This is a genomic window from uncultured Bifidobacterium sp., assembly GCF_959020155.1.
Taxonomy (GTDB): domain Bacteria; phylum Actinomycetota; class Actinomycetes; order Actinomycetales; family Bifidobacteriaceae; genus Bifidobacterium.
The window spans coordinates 114397-140108 of sequence record NZ_CAUERC010000001.1 but is presented as its reverse complement, the minus strand read 5'-3'; the positions used below and the strand labels follow the sequence as shown (position 1 = coordinate 140108).

The 25712-nt window shown below is 60.1% G+C and carries 19 protein-coding genes; 16 read left to right on the top strand and 3 right to left on the bottom strand.

From position 1 onward, the window contains the following. Nucleotides 1-83 precede the first annotated feature (83 nt). Nucleotides 84-1403: an amidohydrolase family protein gene (locus Q5H31_RS00605; RefSeq protein ID WP_007053197.1), complete on the bottom strand. Its 1320-nt coding sequence runs from the start codon at nt 1401-1403 to the stop codon at nt 84-86. Nucleotides 1404-1545: 142 nt separating this feature from the next. Between Q5H31_RS00605 and Q5H31_RS00600 the strand changes: the two genes are divergently transcribed. The 4 genes from Q5H31_RS00600 to Q5H31_RS00585 all read left to right on the top strand — a co-directional run bounded on the left by Q5H31_RS00600 (nt 1546) and on the right by Q5H31_RS00585 (nt 7405). Continuing rightward, the gene (locus Q5H31_RS00600; RefSeq protein ID WP_302457373.1) at nt 1546-3048 is read left to right on the top strand and encodes a PucR family transcriptional regulator; all 1503 of its coding nucleotides are present in this window, start codon (nt 1546-1548) and stop codon (nt 3046-3048) included. Nucleotides 3049-3237: 189 nt separating this feature from the next. Beyond that, the gene (locus Q5H31_RS00595) at nt 3238-4614 is read left to right on the top strand and encodes an MFS transporter (protein ID WP_195607248.1); all 1377 of its coding nucleotides are present in this window, start codon (nt 3238-3240) and stop codon (nt 4612-4614) included. Between the two features lie 85 nt (nt 4615-4699). Then, nucleotides 4700-5458: a creatininase gene (locus Q5H31_RS00590; protein ID WP_007055620.1), complete on the top strand. Its 759-nt coding sequence runs from the start codon at nt 4700-4702 to the stop codon at nt 5456-5458. 171 nt (nt 5459-5629) lie between these two features. Next, complete coding sequence (locus tag Q5H31_RS00585) at nt 5630-7405, top strand: bifunctional UDP-sugar hydrolase/5'-nucleotidase (protein WP_302457372.1); 1776 nt, start codon at nt 5630-5632, stop codon at nt 7403-7405. A gap of 205 nt (nt 7406-7610) precedes the next feature. Here Q5H31_RS00585 and Q5H31_RS00580 read toward each other — a convergent pair whose 3' ends face one another. Further along, nucleotides 7611-9071 (bottom strand): DUF349 domain-containing protein, encoded by a 1461-nt coding sequence (locus Q5H31_RS00580; RefSeq protein ID WP_007053980.1) that lies wholly within the window; start codon nt 9069-9071, stop codon nt 7611-7613. A gap of 99 nt (nt 9072-9170) precedes the next feature. Between Q5H31_RS00580 and hisS the strand changes: the two genes are divergently transcribed. Beyond that, nucleotides 9171-10571, top strand: a complete 1401-nt coding sequence (hisS, locus tag Q5H31_RS00575) for a histidine--tRNA ligase (protein ID WP_114555140.1) — start codon at nt 9171-9173, stop codon at nt 10569-10571. 35 nt (nt 10572-10606) lie between these two features. Next, nucleotides 10607-12406 carry an aspartate--tRNA ligase gene (gene aspS, locus Q5H31_RS00570; RefSeq protein WP_007053205.1) on the top strand — a complete coding sequence of 600 codons (1800 nt, stop codon included), beginning with the start codon at nt 10607-10609 and terminating at the stop codon, nt 12404-12406. A gap of 457 nt (nt 12407-12863) precedes the next feature. Here the strand turns inward: aspS and Q5H31_RS00565 are convergent, their stop codons facing one another. After that, on the bottom strand, nt 12864-13817 hold the full coding sequence (locus tag Q5H31_RS00565; protein WP_007053207.1) for an endonuclease domain-containing protein: 954 nt from the start codon (nt 13815-13817) through the stop codon (nt 12864-12866). Between the two features lie 554 nt (nt 13818-14371). Between Q5H31_RS00565 and Q5H31_RS00560 the strand changes: the two genes are divergently transcribed. The 10 genes from Q5H31_RS00560 (at nt 14372) to Q5H31_RS00515 (ending at nt 25665) form a co-directional block, all read left to right on the top strand. Continuing rightward, on the top strand, nt 14372-15214 hold the full coding sequence (locus Q5H31_RS00560; protein ID WP_161519626.1) for an amino acid ABC transporter ATP-binding protein: 843 nt from the start codon (nt 14372-14374) through the stop codon (nt 15212-15214). Nucleotides 15215-15245: 31 nt separating this feature from the next. After that, nucleotides 15246-16085: a glutamate ABC transporter substrate-binding protein gene (locus Q5H31_RS00555; RefSeq protein WP_007053210.1), complete on the top strand. Its 840-nt coding sequence runs from the start codon at nt 15246-15248 to the stop codon at nt 16083-16085. Further along, nucleotides 16085-16762, top strand: coding sequence for an amino acid ABC transporter permease (locus Q5H31_RS00550; RefSeq protein WP_007053211.1), 678 nt, complete (start codon nt 16085-16087; stop codon nt 16760-16762). The genes Q5H31_RS00555 and Q5H31_RS00550 overlap by 1 nt, the downstream gene beginning before the upstream one ends. 5 nt (nt 16763-16767) lie before the next feature. After that, entirely contained in the window at nt 16768-17868 is a 1101-nt protein-coding gene (locus tag Q5H31_RS00545; RefSeq protein ID WP_007053212.1) for an amino acid ABC transporter permease, read from the top strand. 97 nt (nt 17869-17965) lie between these two features. After that, entirely contained in the window at nt 17966-19498 is a 1533-nt protein-coding gene (locus tag Q5H31_RS00540; protein WP_302457371.1) for a phosphatase PAP2 family protein, read from the top strand. A 36-nt stretch (nt 19499-19534) separates the two neighbouring features. Beyond that, a complete protein-coding gene (locus Q5H31_RS00535) occupies nt 19535-20131 on the top strand; it encodes a lamin tail domain-containing protein (protein ID WP_236839692.1) in 597 nt (198 codons plus the stop codon). Further along, nucleotides 20121-20363, top strand: coding sequence for a hypothetical protein (locus tag Q5H31_RS00530; protein ID WP_007053991.1), 243 nt, complete (start codon nt 20121-20123; stop codon nt 20361-20363). The genes Q5H31_RS00535 and Q5H31_RS00530 overlap by 11 nt, the downstream gene beginning before the upstream one ends. 65 nt (nt 20364-20428) lie before the next feature. Then, the gene (locus Q5H31_RS00525) at nt 20429-21502 is read left to right on the top strand and encodes a PPK2 family polyphosphate kinase (protein WP_007053216.1); all 1074 of its coding nucleotides are present in this window, start codon (nt 20429-20431) and stop codon (nt 21500-21502) included. A 133-nt stretch (nt 21503-21635) separates the two neighbouring features. Next, nucleotides 21636-24203, top strand: coding sequence for an RNA helicase (locus Q5H31_RS00520; protein ID WP_014485471.1), 2568 nt, complete (start codon nt 21636-21638; stop codon nt 24201-24203). 82 nt (nt 24204-24285) lie between these two features. Continuing rightward, nucleotides 24286-25665: a replication-associated recombination protein A gene (locus tag Q5H31_RS00515; RefSeq protein WP_131210635.1), complete on the top strand. Its 1380-nt coding sequence runs from the start codon at nt 24286-24288 to the stop codon at nt 25663-25665. Nucleotides 25666-25712 lie beyond the last annotated feature (47 nt).

The following is a 25712-nucleotide window of genomic DNA, read 5'->3' as shown; positions in this document are numbered from 1 at the left end:
GATGTGCACGTTTGTGGTCTACCCCTCAGTTGCCTCTGGCGACAGCTCCCCTGTCAAGGGGAGCTACTGTTTGTGTCGGATTATTACAGCAGGGCGAGTCCGGTGTCGATGGTCTCCTCGCGGGTAAACAGCGTGCGGCCGGCGCGCACCGAACGCAATACCGAGCAGCGCTCATACACGGCGTTGAACACGCTATCGGCGTCCAGCACAATGAAGTTTGCTGGCTTGCCCGTTTCCAAGCCGTACATATCGCGCAGGCCCAACGTAGTGGCACCGTTGACGGTCAGGAACTTCAACGCATCGTCGATTTCTTCAAAGCTCATCATCTGTGCCAAATGCAGCACATAATCAAGAATGAGCATCATATTGCCATTGCCCAACGGGTACCACGGGTCCTGCATTGAATCCTGGCCCAATGACACATTGACACCCGCCTCAGTGAGCTCCTTGACTCGCGTGATGCCACGGCGCTTGGGGAAGGTATCCTGACGGCCCTGCAAATACAGGTTCTCGGTGGGGGCGCAGGCGAAGTTGATATGCGCCGCCTTAAGCAGCTTGGTCAGGTGGAAGAAGTAGGCGTTGTCCGCCGATCCCAGCGAACAGGTGTGGCTGGCGGTGACCTTCGGGCCAATGCCAGCCTTATATGCCAGCGCCGAAAGCAGCTCCACGTAACGGGAATTCGGATCATCCGTCTCATCGCAATGCACGTCGATGAGCTTGTCGTATTTCGAAGCCAACTCAACTACCGTGTGCATGGAATGCTCGCCAAACTCACGGCACTGTTCGAAATGGGGGATGCCGCCCACGCAGTCGGCACCCATCTTGAGTCCTTCCTCCACCAGCTCGGCACCCGATTCGCCATGCGGGCCCTCGTAGGAGTACATGCCCTCCTGCGGGAAGCTGACGATCTGGAGAGTGACCGTATCCTTCAATTCCTCCTTAAGCTCCAGCAGCGCCTTTAACGAGGTCAGGTTCGGGTCGGTCACATCGGCATGGGATCGAATGAGCTGCACGCCATGCAGCATTTCTTTCTTAATGCCGATTTTCGCGCGCTGCTTGATCTCGTCGACCGTCAAGTCGGACTTGGTCTCACTCCATCGCTGGATGCCCTCAAACAAGGTTCCGCTTTCATTCACCGCACCGGGCTTGCGGGCCGTGAATACGTAATCAAGGTGCAGATGCGTATCGCAGAACGGTGGGCAGACAAGTTTGCCGCCCAGATCGACCACCTCAATGGCCGCCAGATCACCACCCTGAGCCTCATATTGTTGCGCGAGTCCGGGGCCGAATGCGGTGAACACACCATCCGTGACGAGAATGTCCTGCAATGGCAGGGTGCTTGCAGCCGTGCTTCCGGGTTCTCCGGTGGCGATATGTGCGTTGGTGAACAGTGTGGTAGTCATCGTCGCTCCTTCAACTGGTGTGTTGCCGAACGGTTACGTGAACCGACTGCCCGCGTAACCAACTGAGGTTATTGTCAACAGCACGCTTTGCGGTGAGGTTAACCGGAACGACCGGTGTTCCGCGGGGGAATGGACAGATTGTATGACTGTATCGATTCGCAGTGTGCTTCATAACACGCAGTTCAAACGAGCCGATCCTGTGGTGGAGGTCGAAGGCAAAGACCTCGATATGCCAGTGCGATGGGTGTTCACCAACGAGCGAGAGGATGTCTCCAGCTTCCTTTCGGGCGGTGAGATGCTGATTATCGAGGGCAACGCTCTGCTCGCCGCCGATTGGCACGGCACGCTAGGACAATATGTAGCAAGCCTGGCACAGGCTGGTGTCGCCGCTCTGGTGGTCGAACTGGTGGAGGGTGTGGTGCGGATGCCGGACGAACTGGTGTCTGCGGCCAGGCTGCATGGGTTGACGTTGATTGGTTTGAAATCTCGCGTACCTTTTGTCGACATCTGTCAGAGCGTCAATACCGCTATCGTGCACGAACAGATGCACTTGCAATTGGAGGTGGACACAATGTCCACTTCATTACGTGAGGGATTGTCCCGTACCGGCAATATCGAGGCTGTGGCCGAAACCATTGCGTCGCTGTTCGGCGAAAGCGTCGCCATTTTCGATGGTGACGGTCTGTTGGCCGCTCGAGCGGGTCGTGCGTTCGATGCCGGCAACGAATCGAGCGCCGTCATCGCCCTTGAAAGTCGCTCCCGGCCGGTGGGAGCATTGGAGATCACGCAACGCACCATGACTTCCGACGCCACGATGCGTCGGGCCATCGCCACCATCGTGTCTCCGGTGGCCGCCCTTTATATTGACGGCGGTGCGCGCATGGGCATGATGCATCATCTGAGTATGGGTCCGGCCGACGGCGTGCACGTCAATACATTTGAGGCGCAGGAAGCGCATGCGATGCTCGAAGCGCTGGGTTTTGCCGGATCATGCATCTATATGCCATTCGCTTTTCGGTTCAGATCGGTGGTGGAAGGCATCAACCATGTATCGACGATGGTCGAACGGTTCGAAGAACTGTCGGGATGCGCCGTCTCCTGCATGCTGGAAGGTGACTTGATGGTCGGATGGTGCTCCACCACCGATTCCTCAGACGGTGCGGCCGCATTCGGACGCCATTGCATGGATGCGCTTGCCGTGCTGGAAGGCGACGGTGTATACGTGGTGCATGGCCGAGTGGCATTGGACACGGTGACGCTGGTCGACGGGTTCGCGGTATTGCGTGACATCGCCAATCAGGAACCGGCATACGGGCGAATCGTAAGTACCATGTCCGCACTCGTCGACCGTTTCGTCGCATCCTCTGATATGGACAAGGCGATGCGCATGCTCGTGGTGCAGACCATCGGATTCGAGGTCGCCGCCTCTCCGTTGTTGCTGGACACACTGTGCGCCTGCTTTGACAACCTCGATAGCAAAACCGGCGCGTGCGAGCAATTGGGTATCAGACGGCAAACCCTGTACAACCGACTGGACAGAGTGACACAAATGGTCGGCGTCGACTATAACGACAAACCGAACTGGTCGATGCTGCTATTCGCCGCCAAACTCACGAAATCATGGCAAGAACAGCTTGGTGAATAATGCGCCAGCACCACTGGGCAACCTGTCCACTTCTACGCCGAACGGGTTAATCGACGATTCACGTTTCAGCAAATACTCAAGGGCATAGTCGAGGCTATCGCGGCGCTGGTCGACCTGCTGCGAAACGGATTCCTACTTGAATCCCATTCAGTCACACGAACAGCACATTCTTGAAAGGACGGTGACATCATGAGTTCCGCAACGATTACTACATCTGTACGACTGATGAATTCCACCCCTCAAACTGAAGAACAGGCCATGGTCAGGAAAGTCGCGGTATCCTCCTTCCTCGGCAACTTCATCGAGTGGTTCGACTACGCCTCCTATTCGTACTTCGCCACCACTATCGCCCTGGTGTTCTTCCCAACCGACAATCACACCGTCGCCATGCTGCAGACCTTCGGCGTGTTCGCGCTATCCTTCATCCTTCGCCCAATCGGCGCACTGTTCTGGGGTAGCTATGGAGATAAGAAAGGCCGTAAAGCCGCACTGGCCCACTCGATTATGTTCATGTCCGGTGCGAGCTTCCTGATCGGCTGCCTGCCGTCTTACTCGGTGATTGGCGTTGGCGCGCCGATTCTGCTTCTACTGCTGCGCATGGTGCAGGGCTTCTCCGCCTCCGGTGAATATGCCGGTGCGGCCACGTTCCTCGGCGAATATGCGCCCACTTCAAAGCGCGGCATCTACTGCTCGCTGATTCCGGCTTCCACCGCTATCGGTCTGCTCGCCGGGTCTACTCTGGCCACGCTGATGGCCACCAACATGAACTCTAGCGCGATGGTCGGTTGGGGATGGCGTGTGCCGTTCCTGCTGGCCGGCCCGCTCGGTCTGATTGTGCTGTACATCCGCGCCAAGCTCGCTGATTCCCCCGTCTACCAGTCGATGAACGATGCGCTTGAGTCCAAGGGCGCCGCCTCCGCCGACGGTCAAATCGCTGCCAAGAGCGGCATGTTCGCCCCGCTCGCCGAGTTGTTCCACAACCATCTCAAGGCTCTGATCATCAGCTTCGGAGCCTGCGTGCTGAACGCGGTCGGCTTCTACACCGTGCTCACCTACCTGCCGACCTATCTGTCTGACACCGTCGGCATGGACGCCCCCCAGTCCGGCACCATCACCACCATCTGCCTGGTCGCCTACGTGTTCATGGTGTTCGGCATGGGCCACATCTCCGACAAATTCGGCCGCAAGAAGGTGCTCATCGGCGCTTGCGTGGCGTTCATCGTTCTCACCGTTCCTGCCTTCCTCATCCTCAACACCTCCCAGTTCTGGCCCGTGCTGCTGGTTGAGCTGGCAATGTGCGCCACCCTGACCGCCAACGACGGTACCCTGTCCAGCTACCTGACCGAGACGTTCCCCACCTCCGTGCGCTTCACCGGATTCGCGTTCAGCTTCAATCTGGCCAACGCCATCTTCGGTGGTACGGCCTCGTTCATCGCCACTGTCCTGATTGCCCTGACCGGTTCGTCCATCGCCCCGGCCTGGTACATGGTGGGCGTTGCGGCCATCGCCTTGGTCGCGATGATCCTTTCCCACGAAAACACCGACAAGGATCTGAATCACATCTGATCTCCTCAGCTCCGGCTCCTTCCCCGAGGGAGCCGGGCGTATTCATCGACCATCCAATCCACCACCAACCTAAAGGAGTACTGCAATGGGTAGCAACCGCCGTATGGACCACATGACCTGGCCGGAATTCAAGGAGGCGAAGACTCGTCCCGTCATCGTGCCGATCGGTTCGACCGAACAGCACGGCCAGCATCTGCCCATCGGCACCGACGCGGTACTCGCCACGCGGGTCGCCGAAGATCTGGCGGAACGCATCGACGGCACCGTGCTGCCCACCCTGAGCTACGGATACAAGTCCAAGCCGCTCTCCGGTGGCGGGCCGCTGTTCCCGGGCACTATCGACATGAACGGCGTGACAGTGATCAACCAAATGCACGACGTGCTGAGCGAACTCATCGCCGATGGCTTCACCAAGATCGTCGTCATGAACGCGCATTTTGAAAACGAGGCGTTCATCGTCGAGGCCATCGACCTGGTCACCCGCGAAACCGGGGGAGTGGCCACCATCGTGGAAACCAATTGGTGGGATCCAGTTCCGCAGTCGGTTATCGACAAGGTGTTCGATGGATTGGTGTTCCCCGGCTGGGCATTGGAGCATGCGGCCGTCACCGAAACTTCGTTGATGCTCCACTATGCGCCGGAACTGGTGCACATGGACCGTATGGTCGAGGAAGCCGGTGCCACGGCGAAATCCTATGTCCGCTACCCTGTGCGCCAAGGTGACGTTCCCGCTCACGGCGGACTCGCCAATCCGGCCGGCTCAAGCGCCGAACGCGGCCGTCTGATTGCCGAGGCGTGCGTGGATGCGGTAGCTGAGATCTGCGCCGAGGAATTTGGCGAGTAATCTCCCCTTGCTGACGCATTCGTAGTGACTCGGGTTGCAAAGGCCTGACCCTGATAGTACGGGGTCAGGCCTTTCCCATCCCAAGACGCCGCTAAGAATTCACCTGAGAGTCGCCTTTCTAGGCATGGCCGTTCAATCGACGATTCTAGCGTGACTGGTGTGAGCAGGAATATGAAGAACCGGCGGTGGACCGGCAAGCGATCGTGGATCGTTTTTGGTGCAGTAGCGCTTATCCTTACGGCTCTGGTGGTTCCTTATGCTTGTGCGGGAACCACGGGAGCCGTTCCTTTTTCCGGCGATAATCCATCTTCCGGCACCCGTACGGTGACCATCGCCGACATCACTGATTTTCACGGGCATATCGAACGTGGTGCGGACAACGCCACCGCCTTCACCGTGGCCGACAGCCATAATCCCGGCAATATGATTCCGGTATCGACCGGCGATTTGGTGGGAGGCTCCCCGTATGAGTCGGCGGTGGAGAAGGACCAACCCACGCTGGATATGGCCAAAGCGTGGGGATTGACGATTTCGGCGATAGGCAACCATGAGTTCGACCGCGGTGTCGCCGATTTCAACAATCGTATCGCTGATCCCAGCAACGGCATCGACTGGCTGTGCGCCAACGCGTCTGCCGCCAATAAGTCGCCTGACGGACTGCTGAGCCACGTACGTGACTCTACGATTCGAACGGTGAACGGCAAGCGGATCGGTTTCGTGGGCGCCCTTACTGATGCGCTCGGCTCGGTGGCCACTCCGCAGATCACTCGTGATGCCGATCTTGACGAACGGGCGGTGGACGCGATCAATCGTGTGGCCCGTGAACTCAAGCGCTCCGGAAAGGTGGATGCGGTGGTGGCCTTGCTGCATGCCGATGCTTCAGCCGCCGCCGATATTGGGCGAGATGTTGATGTGGTATACACCGGTCACAGTCACGCGATCAAGCGTGGTACAACCGCGGGTGGCGCGCCTATTTACGAGGCGGGCAGCTTCGGGCGGAACATGGCCGTGCAGGATTTGATCATCACCGGTGCCGGGCGTCGCGCCACGGTGCGAGTGGCCGATGTGGACCTCGGCAATGGCACCAGCCATACGGCGGTTGACGGCGTGCTGGGCGTGGATGGGCTTAATGCGCATCCGGCGCAAGCCGCTTGGATGTCTGCCGGTGCTGAGGAGAACGATGAGGTATCGCGCGCACAGCATATTTACCAGGCGTCGGCAACATATGCGAACCATACCGGCAGCGCGGTGATTGGCACCTTGGCCTCCGGCGTGAATTTCGACAAACAAGGTTCGGACAAGCACGGGAATACGGTCGGTGTGCTGGTGGCGGACGCGAACCGAGAGTCAATCATGAAGCATGTGTATGCCGGGAATCGCTTGCCGGTAATCGGATTTTCGAATAATGGCAGTCTGCGGACTCCACGGCTTGATATGAATGGCGATGGCAAAGTCACCGTGCGCGAGGTGGATAGTCTCATGGCCTTGCAGTTCAAGGCCGCGCATGAGACGCTCACCGGGCGCGATGTGAAGAGAGTGCTCGCCGAGCAATTTCGCCGTGACGATGGGCGACTGGAGCGGCGCTGGCTCGGCATCTCCTCGAACGTGACGTATCGGTATGCCGAATGCGGTACGGCTGGTGAGAGCGGCAATGCCGATGCCGGCGCTGATACCAACGCTGACGCTGACGAGTGTGCTGCCGACGAACATGCGGCGGTTCGTATCGCGAACCTCGCCGTTGACGGCCGACCGATTGCGGACGATGACCTGGTGATTATCGCGTCCAATTCATATCTGCTTCAGGGCGGCGACAGTTACCCCGCCTTCCGTGCCGGAACCAATTACGGCGAGCTGGATATGCCATACAGCCAGCCGTTGCATGAATATCTGGCCGCACATCAAGGGCTCACGGCAGTTGTTGCAGTACCGGTAGGGACTCAGGCGTAAGACACCAATTGCTGGGTGACTGAGGAACTATGGGGTGAAGTTATGAGTATAGGGCAGGAGAAAACGGCATAAATATGACGAAGCTCCCCTCGCTGAGGGGAGCTGTCGCCGTAGACGACTGAGGGGAGCTTGCGGTATAACCGTAAACTCCCCTCAGTCAGCCTTGCTGCCAGCTCCCCTCTCTGAGGGGCACCTGGCGAGACCCTTACTTGATGGCGTTCAGCCACTGCTCCTTAGTGGCCTTCTCGGCTTCGAGCTTGGCCTTCTTCTTCGGGTCGGATTCGGCCGCGATCTTGGCGTCGAGCTCGGCGAGCTGGGCGTTGAGCTGCTCCTCGAAGCTGGACTTGCGGGCGTCGGCCTCCGGATCGGTCTGCTTCCAAGCGGCATCCTCGATGGCCTTGATCTGCTTGTCAACGGCGTCGAGACGGTTCTCGATGCGGCGCATATCGTCACGCGGCACGTAACCGATCTGATCCCACTCTTCCTGAATCTTGGCCAGCTCCTGGCGGGCCTTCTTGGCCTCGGCGTCGGTCTTCACCGGCACCAGAGCCTCGGCCTTGACCAGCAGAGCCTCCTTGGCAGCCAGATTCTCCTTCTCGGAGGAGTTGATCTGATCGCGATCGGCCTGACGAGCGTTGAAGAAGGTGTCGGCGGCTTCGCGGAACTTGGCCCACAGCTCGTCGTCCTCGTTACGGCCAGCGCGGCCGGCCTTCTTCCAACGGTCCATCAGATCGTTGAACTTGCGGGAAGTCTCACCCCAAGCGGTGGAATCCTTGAGCTCATTGGCCTCGGCGATAATCGCTTCCTTGGCTTCCTTGGCGGCTGTACGCTCGTTGTCGCGAGCCTGAGCCCACTTGCGGCGAGCCTGGTTGAAGGTGGTACGGGCGACGGAGAAGCGCTTCCACAGCGCCTCGGCCTCCGGCTTGTCGATGCGCACGGTGGTGCGCTGGTGGTTCTGCCACTCGTCGAACAGGTTACGGAACTTGTCGGCGGTGGAGCGCCAGTTGGTGTTGTCGCCCAGAGAAGCGGCCAGTGCTTCAGCCTTCTCGACAATGGCGGTGCGCTCGGCAACGGCCTTGGCCTGGGCGGCCTTGCGTGCCTCGGCGATTTCGGTCTTCTTGGCCTCGCCGGCAGCCTTCAGCTCCTCGTACTGGGTCTTGAGTGCGGCAAGATCGCCCACGACGGCTGGCTCGGAGGTTTCTTCACCCAAGAGCTTCACGGATTCGTCGATTTCACGGGCCTTGATGTTCGGGGAAGCCAGGCGGGTGGCCAGCAGATCGAGCTTGGCCTTGAGATCCAGGAAACGACGGGCGTACAGTGCCAACGCCTCTTCCTTGGAGACATCCGGGAACTGGCCTACCTCGCGCTCGGCGTCGCCATCCTTGACGAAGACGGTGCCGTTGTCATCCACGCGGCCGAAGGCCTCGGCGGCCTTGACATCAGCCTCGGAATAGGCGGCGGTGGCGGCGGCCGGGGCGGCAGCGCGCGGCTTGGCCGCCGGAGTCTTCTTGGCGAAGGCGGCGGGGGAGGGCGCGTGCGGTTTCGGCATGGAAGCGGGGGACGGAGTCGGCGCCGGCGTGGCCGCGCTGGCTTCGGGTGCGGGTGTCGTTGCCTGCTCTTCGGGCGCAGCGGTGTTTACGGGTTCGGTGACAGTTTCGTCGGCCATGGCCAGCTCCTTAAAGCGTAGAATGCATAAGCAGGAGCGTCTCCCATCCCGGGCGAACCAGGAAGTTTTGACGCAACCCTCACCTATTATATTGATTTCGTGGCTAAAGGTGCATCAATATCAGGATTCCCGGAGTGGCTCCCCTCCGAACGTGTTGTGGAGCAGCGTGTTATCGATACGCTTCGTAAGGTTTTTGAGCTCAACGGCTTCATCGGCATTGAGACGCGAGCGGTGGAAACCGGCGCTTCTTTGCTGAAAAAGGGCGAGACCAGCAAGGAGATTTACCTGCTGAGCCGTTTGCAGGAGGTCGGTCATGAATCCGACACTCCGATTGAAGAGCGGTTGGGCCTGCATTTCGATCTGACCGTGCCGCTGAGCCGGTATGTGGTCGAGCACTCGGGTGCGTTGGCGTTCCCGTTCAAGCGCTGGCAGATTCAGAAGGTGTGGCGTGGCGAGCGTCCGCAGGAAGGCCGCTTCCGCGAGTTCGTGCAGGCCGATATCGACGTGATCGGTGCCGGCGACCTGCCCGACCACTATGAAGTGGAACTGCCGCTGGTCATGGTCTCCGCGCTGGAAGAGCTGCGCGCGTATGGCCTCCCCAAGGCCACCGTGCACGCCAATAACCGCAAGCTGTCTGAAGGCTTCTACCGCGGCCTTGGTCTGACGGATGTCGAGGGCGTGCTGCGCGAGATCGACAAGCTCGACAAAATCGGTGCCGATGAGGTGGCCCGATTGCTCACCGAGACCTGCGGCGCCACCGAAGCACAGGCACGCGCCTGCCTCGAATTGGCCGAGCTCAACGCCTCCGACGGTGCCGAGCTTGCCGCCAAGTTCGATGCGCTGTGCGAGGCTCACGGCATCGCCAAGGATTCCGAGGCCTACACGCTGGCTCGTCAGGGACTCGATACCCTGGCCATGATCGTCGACGAAGCCGCCGTCATCCGCCCCGGTTCCGTCATCGCCGACCTGAAGATCGCCCGCGGTCTCGACTACTACACCGGTTCCGTCTACGAGACCTTCCTCGACGGTGCCGCATCACTCGGCTCCATCTGCTCCGGTGGCCGTTACGACAATCTCGCCTCCCAGGGCAACCGCAAGTACCCGGGCGTGGGCCTGTCCATCGGCCTGAGCCGACTGGTCAGCTACATGCTGCACACCGCCGGCGCTCACGCCAACCGTGTCAGCCCGGCCGCCGTGCTGGTCGCTGTGTGGAATGAAGAGGACCGCCCGGCCGCCAACCGTATTGCGAACCAACTGCGTGCGCGCGGCATCGCCACCGACGTGGCACCCACCGCGGCCAAGCTCGGCAAGCAGATCAAGTACGCGGACAAACTCGGCATTCCGTACGTGTGGTTCCCGGCCACCGCTGCCGAAGGTGCGGAAGGCGCAGAGCCCGCTGGCGACGAGGTCAAGAACATCGTCACGGGCGAGCAGGTTGCCGCCGATTGCACGTCGTGGGAGCCGGATACTGTGGTTGCCCAGCAAACCGTCGAAATCTGACGTATTCGCGCGAAAAATCGAGGAGAAACAAGACAATGAGCCAGACGGCTTACAGAACACATCATGCCACTGAAGTGACCGAGGCCCTGGTCGGCCAGAAGGTCACCCTTGCCGGTTGGGTTGACCGACGCCGTGATCACGGTGGCGTGGCCTTCATCGACCTTCGTGATTCGACCGGTCTCGTGCAGGTCGTCATTTACGACGAGGATATGGCCCGCCCGCTGCGCAGCGAATTCGTGATTCAGATTACCGGCGAAGTGCGCCTGCGCCCGGATGGCAACGAGAACACCCATCTGGCCACCGGCAAGATCGAGGTTGTGGCCGAGACCATCGAGATCCTCGCCAAGTCCGACGCCCTGCCGTTCCAGGTTTCCACCGCTCTTGAGAATGAGTCCGAGAACAAGCTGCCTGGCGAGGACGTGCGTCTGAAGTACCGTTACCTTGACCTGCGCCGCCCGTCCATGCAGCACAATCTGAAGCTGCGTTCCGACATGGCTAAGGCCGCCCGCCACGCGCTGGAAGACATGGACTTCACCGAGGTCGAGACCCCGACCTTCATTAAGTCCACCCCGGAAGGCGCCCGCGACTTCGTGGTGCCGGCCCGTCTGGTGCCCGGTTCCTGGTACGCCCTGCCGCAGTCCCCGCAGCTCCTCAAGCAGCTGCTCATGGTCTCCGGTGTCGAGCGTTACTACCAGCTCGCCCGCTGCTACCGTGATGAGGACTTCCGCGCCGACCGTCAGCCCGAGTTCACTCAGCTCGATATGGAAATGGCCTACGTGGACCAGGAAGATGTGATGGCCATGACTGAGAAGGTCATCGCCGCCATCTGGAAGTCCGCCGGCTATGAGGTCCAGCTGCCGCTGCCGCGCATCACCTGGAAGGATGCGATGGACAAGTACGGCTCCGACAAGCCGGACCTGCGCTTCGGCAACCCGCTGGTGGAGCTGACCGAGTACTTCAAGAACACGCCGTTCCGCGTGTTCCAGGCCCCGTACGTGGGTGCCGTGGTCTTCAAGGGCGGTGCCGCCACGCCGCGTCGTCAGTTCGACGCTTGGCAGGATTGGGCACGTCAGCGTGGAGCCAAGGGCCTTGCCTACGTGGTCTTCGGCGAGAACGGCGAGCTCAAGGGCCCCGTCGCCAAGAACCTGTCCGATGAGGAGCGCAACGGCCTGCGCGAGGCCGTCGGTGCCGAGGAAGGCGACGCCGTGTTCTTCGCCGCCGGTTCCCGCGAGTCCGCCCAGCTGCTGCTGGGTGCCGTGCGTGTGGAGCTCGCCTCCCGCGAAGGCCTGCTGGATCCGAAGAAGTTCGCTTTCACTTGGGTCGTGGACTTCCCGCTGTTCAAGCCCACGGATGACCCGGATGATGACGATGTGGCTGTCGGCCACTCCAAGTGGACCTCCATGCACCACCCGTTCACCATGCCCTCCAAGGATTGGATCGACAAGTTCGACAAGGACCCCGAGCACGCCATGTCCGATTCCTACGACATCGTCTGCAACGGTGAGGAGATGGGCGGCGGTTCCGTTCGTATCCATCGTGACGACATCCAAGCCCGTGTGCTCGATGTGCTGGGCATCACCAAGGAAGAGGCCGACGAGAAGTTCGGCTTCCTGCTTGAGGCATTCAAGTACGGCGCTCCGCCTCACGCGGGTTTGGCCCTCGGTTGGGACCGCACCGTGTCCATCCTGGCCGGTGCCGACTCCATCCGCGACGTCATCGCCTTCCCGAAGGCCGGCGGCGGCCGCGACCCGCTGACCGGTGCTCCGGCCCCGATCTCCGACGAGCAGCGCGCCGAGACCGGCGTCGACTACGACCCGGACGCCGACGAAAACTAATCTACGGAGCGTATACCGCCTTTCCTCAGCACTCGACGCACCTTAGTGCGCCTTCGGCTTCGAACGGCGGTCTCCGCATGCGTAGATTAATTTTCGAGGAGTAATGCTCCGGTGCTATTAGCCGCAAATGGCCCTTGGAATAATTCCAAGGGCCATTTGCTTTTTGCGGGTGGGGCCCAATGTGCCAAATACCTGCCAAGGGGTGCCAAATACTCCGCCCGATGGCACCTCCGCCATGCGGCAAACCTCGCACCATGCGGTGTCCCCTTTGGCGTTTGCCGATTATCCCCCCATGGGGCGGTAACTTCCTCATGGGGCGGTAAACAACCCATGGGGCGGTGAAAACCCCATGGGGCGGTAGGTCAAAATGGCTTAATTCCGCGGTTTCACAATTTCTTCAAACCGCCCCATGGGCAAATTACCGCCCCATGAGGAGCGATCGCAACTCCGTATTTGATCAATGTTGTGATGCTTTGTTGTGTTTTGCTTGTTTCCGCCTCCTGTATTCCCCTTTGCGCGCATTGATGGTAAGGCTGCCGTCTATTAATACCCGGCATGAAGGTTGAGGACGGCCAGGAAGCGGTATTTGCATCGCGGTGGCAACCTCTTGTGCGAAGGCACGTTGTTTGGCGGTGTTCCACAGGTCATCGGCGAACACCTCGATGACGGTCCAGCCCAATTGCCGCAGACGTCGACGTTTTTGCTGGTCCCGCACATATTGTTTGCGGAAGCGACGGTGATGATCGCCATCATATTCAATAGCGACTTTGTATTGTGGATAAGCCATGTCAACGGTGTAGGTGTATCCGTTCTCTGAATCGGTAATGCCATATTGTGTTTGCGGTATGGGCAGGCCGAAAAGCATAAGCGCCAAGCGTGTACGAGTTTCCTGAACGGAATCCGATGGTTTTACGAGCTTCAGCGCCGCCTCACAACGCGCACGGCCAATAACGCGGTGAAAGGCCGTTAGTCGTTGAGTGAATTGTTCAATGGCATATCCATAACGTCTGATGAGCGCTTCAGCCAGCACCACTAATTCAGTGAGGTTGAGATATTGGGCAAACTGTATCCACGCATCCATGGGATGCATGCAGGTTACGCCGTTTGAGAAAGCGATACTGTTGAACTTTGCATTCCATATGCGATAGTCGACATTGTCCAATGAAGAGCGGGTCCCCTTGCTCCTCACCGTCACATAAAAATCCTTCTGCGGCAACGTGCTGTGCCTCGGCAACTCCACGCCGCATAATTCCAATGCGGTATACAGCGAGAAACACAACGTGCGTTTCGTGCGCACTTTGCCCAGCAGATTCCAACAGGCCGTGTTCTTGGCCGTGGCTTTGGCGTCAAGATCTTTGCGCAGATAGTTGTTGATTTCGCCATTGTGCGGCACTTCGCTGTATCCGTTCATGCGCCGAGCGTAGCGCATTCCACGGTGGCACAGGGGCAAAACCGAAAAATGGGGATAACTTAAGCGGCGCGAACCGGTTATCCACCGGCATATCGTGTGCCGCGCCCGGTTATCCACCGCGCTTCGGGAGTGTCGTCCACCGTATAACAGCACTCATCGTGTGCGAACAGCTAGCCACGCTCAAAATGCCTAGCGCATTTATACGAATACGACATGGGAAACGGCGAGACCAGCCCCACACAATACAAAGTGACCGCCAGCCATGCGCCCGACTGCGGCATACACGGCAGCAACGCCAACGACACCAAGGCCAAACATGGAATCAGCAGATAGGACAACACGTGCCCGCTTTGCCGTCGCAGCAACGTCTCAGCCACCACGCAGCAGGCAATCAGCGCACAGCAGACGCCGAGCGATGCGCGACTCAGCGAGAATGTATGCCGATGCCCAATGCCGCCTTCACGATGTCTGATGCGGAAATGAGACATCGACTGAGCAACTGTGTGGACATACTGTGAACACGTTGGAAACGTCGGTGTGCTATCCTCCCACTCATGTCTGAAACGAACAATGAAACAGCAGTGCGTTCGCGCGCGACAAGCACAACATCACCGAGCAAGGCCAAATTGACCCCGCTGGTTCCCGGCAAAGAGGACCCGAACCGTCCGCTAGTCGAACTGACCCACGTCGAAAAGCACTTCGGTGCTTTGCACGTTCTCAAGGACATCAACCTGACCGTCGCCAAGGGTGAGGTGCTGGTGGTCGTGGGCCCGTCCGGCTCAGGCAAGTCCACGATGTGCCGCACCATCAATCGCCTCGAGACCATCGATTCCGGCGACATCCGCATCGACGGCAAGCCCCTGCCACAGGAAGGCAAGGAGCTCGCGAACCTCAGGGCCGAAGTTGGCATGGTGTTCCAGTCGTTCAACCTGTTCGCCAACAAAACCATTCTTGAAAACGTGACGCTGGCCCTCATCAAGGTGCGTCACATGGACAAGAAGGAAGCCGAGCAACTGGCCATGGACCTGCTCGCCCGCGTGGGCGTCGACTCCCAGGCCAGCAAGATGCCCTCCCAGCTCTCCGGTGGCCAGCAGCAGCGTGTGGCCATCGCCCGCGCGCTCGCCATGCGCCCCAAGGTCATGCTGTTCGACGAGCCCACTTCCGCACTCGACCCGGAAATGGTCAACGAAGTGCTCGACGTGATGGTCGAACTCGCGCATGAAGGCATGACGATGATCTGCGTGACCCACGAGATGGGTTTCGCGCGCAAGGCCGCCGACCGCATCGTCTTCATGTCGGACGGCCAGATTCTCGAAGAGAACACGCCCGACGAGTTCTTCGAGCATCCGCAGACCGACCGTGCCAAGGACTTCCTCTCGAAGATCCTCACCCACTGACGAACCCACTGAAAGACGGGTACGCAATCCAATGACATTCACCAATACGTTCAAACGGAAGGCTTGCCGCGTGATCGCCGCGCTCGCCGCCGTGGCCTGCACAATGTCGCTGGCAGCCTGCGGCGCGGACGAAACCGGCAAGATCCGCATCGGCATCAAATTCGACCAGCCTGGCCTGGGCTTCAAGAAGTCCGGCACCTACGTGGGCTTCGACGTGGACGTGGCCAAATACGTCGCCAAGAAACTCGGCTATTCCGAAGACCAGATCATCTGGAAGGAAGCCCCCTCCAAGCAGCGTGAGGCCATGATTCAGAACGGCGACGTGGACATGATCCTCGCCACCTACTCCATCACCGACGAGCGCAAGAAGGCCGTCTCCTTCGCTGGCCCGTACTTCGTGGCCGGACAGGATCTGCTCGTGCGCAAGGACGACAACTCCATCAACGGCCCCGAAGACCTGAACGGCAAGCGCCTATGCTCCGTCACCGGTTCGACCTCGGCCGCCACCGTCAAGGAGAAGTTCGCCTCCGAAGTCCAGCTCATGGAACAGCCCGGTTACGCCGAATGCGCCACCGCCCTGTTCTCCGGCATTGTGGACGCGGTAACCACCGACGACATCATCCTGGCCGGCCTGGCCTCCGCCTCGCGCGGCAAGCTCAAGGTGGTTGGCAAACCGTTCACGCAGGAATACTACGGCGTGGGCATCAAGAAGGGCGATACGCAGCTGGCCACCAAAATCAACAACGCCATCGTGGACATGATTCAGGACGGCTCGTGGGAGAACGCCATCAGCGATAACACCAAGGGCACCAACTACACGCCCGACGTACGCTACAACCCGCCCATCCCGGACGAAGGAGAGGAGGCCTGATGAGCGGATTCCTGGAACTCTTCAGCCAGTATGACGTGCTCGGCGCGTTTCTGGTCAATATCGAACTGACCTTGTGGTCCGCCCTGTTCTCCCTGATCCTCGGCGTGATCCTTGTGGTGATGCGCATCTCGCCGATTTCCTCACTCAGGGCCGTGGCCGGTGCGTATGTGGAACTGTTCAAGAACCTGCCGCTGACCATCATCATGGTGTTCATGGTGCTGGGTGCCTACGCGCAGCTGAAGCTCAGCTTCTCCGACACCTTCGCCACGAACTTCTTCTGGCTCGCGGTCACCGGCCTGAGCCTGTACACGGCGGCGTTCGTGTGCGAATCTCTGCGTTCGGGCATCAACACCGTGCCGATTGGCCAGGCCGAGGCCGCACGAGCGCTGGGCTTGGGCTTCATGCAGTCCGCCACCGAGATCATTCTGCCGCAGGCCTTCCGAGGCTCCGTGGCACCGCTCGGCAACACGCTGATCGCCCTGCTCAAGAACTCCACCGTGGCCGCCGCCGCATCCGTGGCCACCGAAACATCCTCGCTGATGAGCGAGATGATCGAATTCCGTCCCGACGTGATCATCCAAATCTTCCTGATCTTCGCGCTCGGCTACGTGATCCTGATCATCCCCATCGGCATGCTCACCACGTACCTGTCCAACAAACTCGCCGTAAGGAGGTGACGGATATGGCCGATACTTCGAATTCCGTGCTGTTCGACGCGCCCGGTCCCAAGGGCCGGCGCACCATTCGCATCGTCAACTGGATCGCAGGCATTCTGTTCGCGGTGGTGCTCGTGCTTATCCTCATGCGCCTGCACAACCCGCCGGACGGCGAGAATCAGCTCAGCTGGGAGCTGTGGAAGCCCGCCATCGAACGTGAAGCGTGGACCGATTTCTACCTGCCCGGACTGTGGATGACCATCAAGGCCACCGTCGTGGCCGTGGTGGGTGCCGTGGTGTTCGGTCTGGTGTTCGGCGTGGGCCGACTGCTGCCGAACCCGCTGGTACGTGGCGTTTCCGCCGTGATCGTCGAGTTCTGCCGTGCGGTGCCGGTGCTGCTGCTCATGATCTTCTTCTGGCGATGGTTCGCGTTCGCGGGCCTGCCCAGCCCGTCCTATTGGGCCGTGGTGCTGGCCTTGGTGCTGTACAACGGTTCGGTGGTCGCCGAACTGGTGCGCTCCGGCGTCGGCAATCTGCCGGGCGGCCAGCGTGAGGCCTCGCTCGCTTTGGGCCTGACCGAAACGCAGTCGCTGATGGAGATCGAGGTGCCGCAGGCCGTCTACGCCATGCTGCCGGCCGCCGTCACCCAGCTGGTCGTGGTGTTGAAGGACACCGCCCTAGGCTCGATCATCATGTATACCGACCTGCTGCAGGAATCGCGCCGACTCGGTTCGATGTACTTCAACATCCTGCAGACGCTGGTCATGGCCGCGGTGATTTACTTCATCGCCTGCTGGCTGCTGTCGAGGCTCGCCGAATGGCTGCCCGCGCGCATGCAGCAGCGTACGGCTGCACCCGCCGAGCCCGAGCCACTGGCGCCGATCGCCGCCGGCGACCCGTCCAATGTCAACCAGATTGCTGTGGCCAAGGAGGTCGAAGAGCTGCCGCTTGGTGGTACGCCGCGCAAATACCATGTGCATCACCGTGGCACCAACGCCTCGATTCGCAACTGGCGGCGCACCCGCTACGAACAGGGATATGACACCACCCAGCCCGAGTCACAGGTTGACCCGGAGACCGGCGAATTCCCGGCGTTCCGCAAGCCCGAAGACAAGCCAGAGGCCTGACGGTCAGCTCAATCGCCGCTAAGCCAGCACGAAGAATTTACTGAGTGTTTGACTGGGCTCCGGCTACGTAGCCTTCACGGAGGATAGGTTGGAACATATGAAGATGTTCCGGCACCTATCCTCCGTTTTTGCTATTGCGACCATTGCGCCGCTGGCGTTGGCGGCCACGCTAGCCGCGACGCCTGCAATCGCACAGGCCGACCAGCTGCCCAACCCGGATTGGGTGGCATTGCTCTCCGACTACGAAAAGAACTATTGGCAGGCCCCCACCGATGCCGGACACGGTGGCAAGGTGCTCCACGCCGATACCATGAAACTCGACGAAGATTTGGCCGTGGCCATTAACCACAAAGCCGCCGAAAATCTCGATAAGGATGGCCTGAACGCCCAACGCAAGCGTGCACTCGTCGACTCCGATCTGCAAGCCGAGGAAACCATGCCGGACGCGCTCGGTCCGGTGCTTGGCAAATATATGAGCGAAGGGCTCAAATCCGAGAAACTCAACGCCGTCGCCGATATCTTCTCCTTTAACGTGGCCTCCACCTACGCCTCAAAACGTGCGGCCATGCATCCGCGCCCCTATCTGAACCGTGCGGAAAGCAGCTACGGCGGCACTAACGATCTCGCCGGACTGCCCGCCACGCTTGACATCAAGCAATCGCCCTCATGGCTCGAACACGTGCCCGGCTACTCGAACTTGCAGAAAAACAGTTCCTACCCCTCCGGCCACACTACCGGCGCCTATTCGTGGGGTATCGCGCTGGCCGGCATGATTCCCGAACTTGCGCCGCAAATCATGGCCCGCACTTCGGAGGCTGGCAACAACCGCATCGTGCTCGGCGTGCATTATCCGCTTGACATCATGGGCGGGCGCATTGGCGCATCCGCCCAGAACGGGCAGTACTGGCATAACGAATTCGCTTCGTCCATCGTGCCCGCGTCCCGGCAGCTGCGCGACTATCTGGTGTCCCGCTGCGCCGCGGACGGCCACGGCACTACCCTCGCCGCCTGCATCGCCAACACCAAGGCCTCCGGTTCGGGCGGCTACACCAACGATTTTCTGGACCCGGTGGCCACCGAGCCGGTCGCGGACCAAGCCTCGGCCGTGCGCGTCTACACCGCACGCCTGACCTACACCTTCCCGCAAGACACCGCCCAGTCCGGCGCTGATTTCGTGGCCCCGCGCGGGGCGGCGGACGTGCTGCGACTGGCCTATCCCGAACTGCACGCCGATCAGCGCAACGCGATTTTGAAAGCCACCGCCTTGGATTCCGGATACCCCCTATGGCAATCGAGCGACGGCTGGCAGCGTATCAACTGGGCCAAAGCCCTGTGCGCCCGCGTCACCTTGGATAAGCACGGCGACGTGGCCAAGGTCGAGACCGCTGACCAAGTGGCGCTTGCCGGCCCGAGTGTGGTCAATGCCCAGTACACCGACGCGGGCAATCACCCGGCGTCGGATAGCTCGGCGGGTGAAAACAGTGCCATTGCGGCCGAACCGGATCTCGCCACCCTCCATGCCGCGCAACGACCGGCGTTGATCAGCGTAGCTATCGGTACCGCTGTAATCGCGATTGTCGGCGGAATACGGACGGTTCGACGCAAATCCAAGAACCAGCTTCAGCAGTAATTCAGCCAAAGTTCAGTCGCGCTGCTCACCGCTGCGGTGACACTGAGCAGCATCGCCCTGATCGGCGTGCCCGCTGCGACTGCGGACGAGCAGCAGACCACTGCCGAACAGAACACGGCTGCCAAACCATCCGTAATCATCAACGAGGTCTATGCCGGCAATACGAAAGCTGCCGGAGACCCGGATAGCAAGCGTTGCGATTGGGCCGAGCTCAAGAACACCGGCTCCACAGACGTTGACGTGAAGGGCTGGGGCATCTACGACAGCGGCAAGAAAGCCAAGAAGCACTACACCATCGGCGCCAGCGAAGTAACGAATACGGACACCGTCATCAAAGCCGGCGGATATCTGGTGGCATACATCGACCCCGACAAGGCAAAGCCTGCCAAAACCTGCGATGCCGCTCCCGATATGAAAGTCTCCTCGATCAAGAGCGACAATCTGATAGTCACGATTCTGGCCACTTCGAATTGTGATGATAAGAACGCATCCACGAAATTCAATGATTCGGCCACCCGACTCACGTTGCAGGACAGCGACGATAATGTCGTGGCCGATGCCGTGTTCGATTTTTCGGGTCTATTCCACGTATACCGCGCAGCTGTCCAGCAAGCGCAAGGGCATGGAAGCTGAAGGCAAGACCTGGAACTACCACGATATTCTTGCGCAATTCATCACGATGCACAACAAGAAGTCAAACGTACTGCTTATCTGGTCGGGTGACTGGCCCACCTACAGCAGCAATTCCGACAAATACTATGTGATTCTTGCCGGTGAGGGCTTCGACTCGACGGATGAGGCTTGGAATTGGTGCAAAGCCAACAATTACGGTCCGAACGACTGCATGCCTATAGATTTGCAGTAACAAGTGGAATGTGAATGTCGCTACGTTGCTGGGTCTCCTGAGTTACAAGACGTACAATCGGGAGCATGGCCAAGGACGACGACAGAACCAACAAGCCTGAAGAGGCCGGCAAGTGGGGTACAGCCGGAAAATCCTCAGGAAAGAACAACAAGAACGGCAAGGGAAAGGAATACAAAACCGATCGACGGATCGACAAGGTATTACAGCTCGCGGCGGATCGCATAGACACCATCGACTCCAGTGCCAGCGTGCCTGAACGACTGGCACGTGCGGCGAAATCCAGTGAACTGCTCAGCGCCGTATGGTCGTTGCCGCCCGCTCAACGTCTTATGTTCCACCACGGCATGCAGGTCACTGATGTCGAAGGCGATTCCACTCCCGGATTCGACGGCAATAAAGAGGACGCCGAGAAGTTCATTTCGATCAGCTCCTCCGAAATCGCCCGATACCAGCGGCTCATGTACGCGAATGGCGTCAAAGGCTCGACACGGCGGCTGCTCATCGTGCTGCAAGGCATGGATGCCTCCGGCAAGGGCGGCATCGTGCGTCACGTGTTCAGCCAAGGTGACCCGATGGGCATCCATTACCATGGCTTCGGCAAGCCTGCGGCCGAGGAGCTCGACCACGACTTCCTCTGGCGTGTGAAGCGTGAATTGCCCAAGCCGGGGTGGATTGCCGTATTCGACCGCTCCCATTATGAAGATGTGGTCATGCCGCACGTCTATGGCACCTATCCCGAAGACGTATGGCGTGCCCGCTACGACCAGATCAACGATTTCGAACGTGAACTGGCCGCCAGCGGATGCGCCATCCTCAAGATCTTCCTCGTGGTAAGCCAGGAAGAACAGAAAAAACACTTTCTTGGGAGGCTGGATGATCCCACCAAGTTCTGGAAATTCGATATCTCCGACCTCGAGGCCCGCGACCGATGGGATGAGTACATGTTCGCTTGGCAGGAAGTGTTCGAGAAAACCAGCACGGCCGCCGCACCGTGGTACCTCGTTCCGGCCGATAACCGCTGGTATTCGCGAGCCGTGGTCTCCGAACTGCTGCGCACCACCTTGAAGAACATGAACATGACCTGGCCTCCCCTCGAACCCGAGGTGGACCCCGACGAGGTGCGCCGCCGGTTGGCGTGAGCGATCCTCCCATTGGCGGAGCCAAGCGCATGGCACAGCTCTTCGCATGGCTCCGCCCGCTGGCGGGAGGCGTCGCATAGCGACGGAGGGCGGCTCGTGCCGTCGGAATAGGCCACTAGGTAGACTGAGCATTATGACTGACGAGAAGGAATACGGATCCCTGGGGCGGCTGGCCCCCGAATGGGACGGCGACGGACGCGAACGGAATCTTACGGCCGACGACATCTACGAACGGTTCTTCGGCTGGGTGGAAGACGTCAAGGGCATCGAGCCGTGGCCGCATCAGGAAGAGGCCATTATGGACCTCTTGGCCGGCGACCATGTGATTTTGAATACCCCGACCGGTTCGGGCAAATCGCTGGTGGCGCTCGGCATGCACTTCGCCGCCCTATGCACTGGCCGCCGCTCCTATTACACCGCTCCGATCAAGGCGCTGGTGTCGGAGAAATTCTTCGACTTGGTCGAAGTGTTCGGCCGCGACAATGTCGGCATGATCACCGGTGACAGCCACATCAACGCGGACGCGCCGATCATCTGCTGCACCGCCGAAATCCTCGCCAATCAGGCTTTGCGCGAAGGCACCCATGCCGATGTGGGCCTCGTGGCGATGGACGAATTCCATTATTACGGTGATCCGGAGCGCGGCTGGGCGTGGCAGGTGCCACTGCTCACGCTGCCGCAGACCCAGTTCCTGCTGATGAGCGCCACGCTCGGCAATGTGGACGCCATCGCCGACAAGCTCTCCGATCTGAACGACACCCCGGACGTGGATGTAATCGCCGACGCGCCGCGACCGGTGCCGTTGAGCTACGAATACACGCTCGACCCGATGGAAAAAACCGTGGAACTCGCCTTCCGCAACGGCGAAACCCCGATTTACGTGGTCCACTTTTCGCAGGACGCCGCATTGGAGACCGCGCAAGCGCTCGCCTCCACCGGTGTATCCAGCAAGGAACAGCGCCAAGCCATCGCAGAAGCCATCAAAGGCGTCAAGTTCACCACAGCCTTCGGCAAGATTCTGCAGCGACTGCTGCGCACCGGTGTCGGCATCCATCATGCCGGCATGCTGCCTCGCTACCGCCGCCTGGTCGAACAGCTCGCCCAGCAGGGTCTGCTGCCGGTGATTTGCGGCACCGATACATTGGGCGTCGGCATCAATGTGCCGATTCACTCCGTGGTGCTCACGGCCCTGACCAAGTTCGACGGCACCAAGATGCGCCGCCTGCGCGCCCGCGAATTCCACCAGATTGCCGGACGAGCTGGCCGTATGGGATTCGATACCGAGGGACTGGTGATCGCCGAGGCTCCCGAATATGAAATCGAAAACCAGAAAGCCATCGCCAAGGCCGGGGGAGATCCGAAGAAACTCAAGAAGGTCAAGCGCAAGAAGGCGCCGGAAGGTTTTGTGACCTGGAACCAGAGCACGTTTGATAAGCTCATCGACGCTGAACCGGAGACCCTGGTCCCGCACCTGAAAATCACGCATTCGATGGTGCTCAATGAAGTGGCGCAGGGCGGTGACGCCCGTGCCCGTATCGACGATCTCATCGACGATTCCGCGCAGACCCCCGACCAGAAGGAGCATCTGCACCAGCGGGCCGACGAGATCTTCCAAACCCTGTTCGATACCGAAGTCATCGAAACCGAGGACCGCAAGGACGGCGGCAAGGACTACTACATGACCCTTGATATGCCGGACGACTTCGCCCTCGACCAGCCGCTCTCCCCGTTCCTGCTGGCCGCGCTCGAACTGCTCGACCCCGAGTCCGACACCTATGCGCTGGACGTGATCTCCATGGCCGAGGCCACGCTCGAAGACCCCAAGCAGGTGCTGCGTGCCCAGGAGCGTCAGGCCCGAGACAAGGCGATGGCCGATATGAAGGCCGACGGACTCGACTATGACGAGCGTATGGATAAGCTGCAGGAGATTACGTATCCGAAGCCACTGGAAGACATGCTCGAAGCCGCGTTCGATCAGTACCGCCACGATGTGCCGTGGGCCAACGACTACTGGCTGTCGCCGAAATCCGTGGTGCGCGACATGGTGGAAACCGCCTCCGACTTCACCGGATACATCACCCGATACAACATCGCCCGCTCCGAAGGCACCCTGTTGCGCTACCTCTCGGACGCCTACCGCACGCTGGCGCGCACCGTGCCGCCCGAAAAGCGTGACGAGCAACTCGAAGACATCATCTCGTGGCTGCGCGTGCTCGTGCGCTCCATCGACTCCTCGCTGGTGGACGAATGGGAGAACGCCGGTGACTCGGCTGACCAATCCGAGGCTGCGGCATCCCTGGCCGCGCCCGGCGCAAAAAGCGCGGTGGTCGAGGACCGTCGTGGTCTTACCGTGCTGGTGCGCAATGCCTTGTTCCGCCGTGTGCGGCTTATGGACCTTGACCAGCCGGACAAGCTCGGCGCGCTCGACAAGGACTGGGGCTACGGCGTGCACGAATGGGAAGATGTGCTCGACGACTACTACGACGAGCACGAGTACGTGGGCATCGGCGCCGAAGCACGCTCGCCCGAACTGTTCATGTTGGATGACAAGCACGAGAACGACGAGCATACGTGGAAGGTGCGTCAGATTATCGATGATTCCGATGGCGATCACGATTGGGCCATCGAAGGCATCGTGGACCTCGACGCCACCCAAGACACCGGCGAAGTAGTCTTCCACGACTACAAGGTGAGTAACTGATTCCTTTCTTGGCTCCCCTCTCTGAGGGAAGCCAGGGTGCAGCTCGAACGTCTGTTCGAACACTGGGGTACTATAGGACGTTATGAGTGAGAACGATTTGTTTGGGGCGGCTGATGCGCCGGAGTCGATGACGCGGCCGTTGGCGGTGCGCATGCGTCCACGCACTTTGGACGAGGTGATTGGCCAAACGCAGGTGTTGGGCCAGGGCTCGCCGCTGCGCCGCCTCGCCAATCCGGCCAGCAAAGGCAGTCTCACCGCGCCGAGCTCCGTAATCCTGTTCGGCCCTCCAGGCGTCGGCAAAACCACGCTCGCCACCATCGTGGCCGGCCAATCCGGCCGCGTGTTTGAGGAACTCTCCGCCGTGACATCCGGCGTCAAAGACGTGCGCGACGTACTCACCAGCGCTCACGAACGGCTCGTGTCACGCGGCCAGGAAACCGTACTGTTCATCGACGAGGTACATCGCTTCTCCAAATCCCAGCAGGATGCGCTGCTTCCCGCCGTCGAAAACCGCGACGTGACCTTTATCGGCGCCACCACCGAGAACCCGAGCTTTTCCATCATCAAACCGTTGCTCTCCCGTTCGGTGGTCGTCAAGCTTGAGTCATTGGAGCCTGATCAGCTCATCGAACTGGTGCAGCGCGCGCTGACTGATGACCGCGGTCTCAGGGGCGAGGTCAAAGCCACGGACGAAGCCATCGCCGACATCGTGCGCATGGCCGGTGGTGACGCACGCAAGAGTCTCACGATTCTGGAGGCCGCGGCTGGCGCGGTCACTGGCGACGAAGCCCGCAAAAAGGGCGCACGCCGACCCATCATCACCCCCGAAATCGTGGCTACGGTAATGGACACCGCCACCGTGCGCTACGACAAAGACGGCGATGACCATTACGACGTGATTTCCGCATTCATCAAATCCATGCGGGGCTCCGATCCGGATGCCGCCATCCATTATCTGGCACGCATGCTGAAAGCGGGTGAAGATCCGCGCTTCATCGCCCGTCGCATCATGATCGCCGCCAGCGAGGAAGTCGGCATGGCCGCCCCGCAGATTTTGCAGGTCACCGTGGCCGCGGCGCAGGCCGTGGCGCTGGTCGGCATGCCCGAGGCACGTATTATTTTGGCCGAAGCTACGATTGCCGTGGCCACCGCGCCCAAATCAAACGCCAGCTATAACGCCATTAACCAGGCGCTCGCGGACGTGGATGCCGGCAAGATCGGCGCTGTTCCGCTGTATTTGAGGAACGCCCCCACCAAGCTTATGAAAGAGTGGGGCAACCACGAGGGCTACAAGTATGCGCACGATTGGCCCGGTGCCGTGGCGCCACAGGAATATATGCCCGAAGAGCTGCGTGGCACCGAGTACTACCATCCCAACGATCGCGGCTACGAACACGAAGTCAGCCAGCGTCTTGCCAAGATTCGCCCGATGTTGCATGGCGGGGAACCCGAACAGAAATGAACATAGGGGAGTAAAGTGTAACGCAACAATAACAGTGGGAAAGGGAA

What these genes read in the sequence shown, in the direction of transcription:
- Q5H31_RS00530 (WP_007053991.1), top strand. Translation starts at nt 20,121, where the DNA reads ATGGAAGCTGAAGGCAAGACCTGGAACTACCACGATATTCTTGCGCAA.
- Q5H31_RS00550 (WP_007053211.1), top strand. Translation starts at nt 16,085, where the DNA reads ATGAGCGGATTCCTGGAACTCTTCAGCCAGTATGACGTGCTCGGCGCG.
- Q5H31_RS00520 (WP_014485471.1), top strand. Translation starts at nt 21,636, where the DNA reads ATGACTGACGAGAAGGAATACGGATCCCTGGGGCGGCTGGCCCCCGAA.
- Q5H31_RS00595 (WP_195607248.1), top strand. Translation starts at nt 3,238, where the DNA reads ATGAGTTCCGCAACGATTACTACATCTGTACGACTGATGAATTCCACC.
- Q5H31_RS00555 (WP_007053210.1), top strand. Translation starts at nt 15,246, where the DNA reads ATGACATTCACCAATACGTTCAAACGGAAGGCTTGCCGCGTGATCGCC.
- Q5H31_RS00545 (WP_007053212.1), top strand. Translation starts at nt 16,768, where the DNA reads ATGGCCGATACTTCGAATTCCGTGCTGTTCGACGCGCCCGGTCCCAAG.
- Q5H31_RS00565 (WP_007053207.1), bottom strand. Translation starts at nt 13,817, where the DNA reads ATGAACGGATACAGCGAAGTGCCGCACAATGGCGAAATCAACAACTAT.
- Q5H31_RS00515 (WP_131210635.1), top strand. Translation starts at nt 24,286, where the DNA reads ATGAGTGAGAACGATTTGTTTGGGGCGGCTGATGCGCCGGAGTCGATG.
- Q5H31_RS00580 (WP_007053980.1), bottom strand. Translation starts at nt 9,071, where the DNA reads ATGGCCGACGAAACTGTCACCGAACCCGTAAACACCGCTGCGCCCGAA.
- Q5H31_RS00585 (WP_302457372.1), top strand. Translation starts at nt 5,630, where the DNA reads ATGAAGAACCGGCGGTGGACCGGCAAGCGATCGTGGATCGTTTTTGGT.
- Q5H31_RS00590 (WP_007055620.1), top strand. Translation starts at nt 4,700, where the DNA reads ATGGGTAGCAACCGCCGTATGGACCACATGACCTGGCCGGAATTCAAG.
- Q5H31_RS00560 (WP_161519626.1), top strand. Translation starts at nt 14,372, where the DNA reads ATGTCTGAAACGAACAATGAAACAGCAGTGCGTTCGCGCGCGACAAGC.
- Q5H31_RS00600 (WP_302457373.1), top strand. Translation starts at nt 1,546, where the DNA reads ATGACTGTATCGATTCGCAGTGTGCTTCATAACACGCAGTTCAAACGA.
- Q5H31_RS00605 (WP_007053197.1), bottom strand. Translation starts at nt 1,403, where the DNA reads ATGACTACCACACTGTTCACCAACGCACATATCGCCACCGGAGAACCC.
- Q5H31_RS00525 (WP_007053216.1), top strand. Translation starts at nt 20,429, where the DNA reads ATGGCCAAGGACGACGACAGAACCAACAAGCCTGAAGAGGCCGGCAAG.
- Q5H31_RS00540 (WP_302457371.1), top strand. Translation starts at nt 17,966, where the DNA reads ATGAAGATGTTCCGGCACCTATCCTCCGTTTTTGCTATTGCGACCATT.
- aspS (WP_007053205.1), top strand. Translation starts at nt 10,607, where the DNA reads ATGAGCCAGACGGCTTACAGAACACATCATGCCACTGAAGTGACCGAG.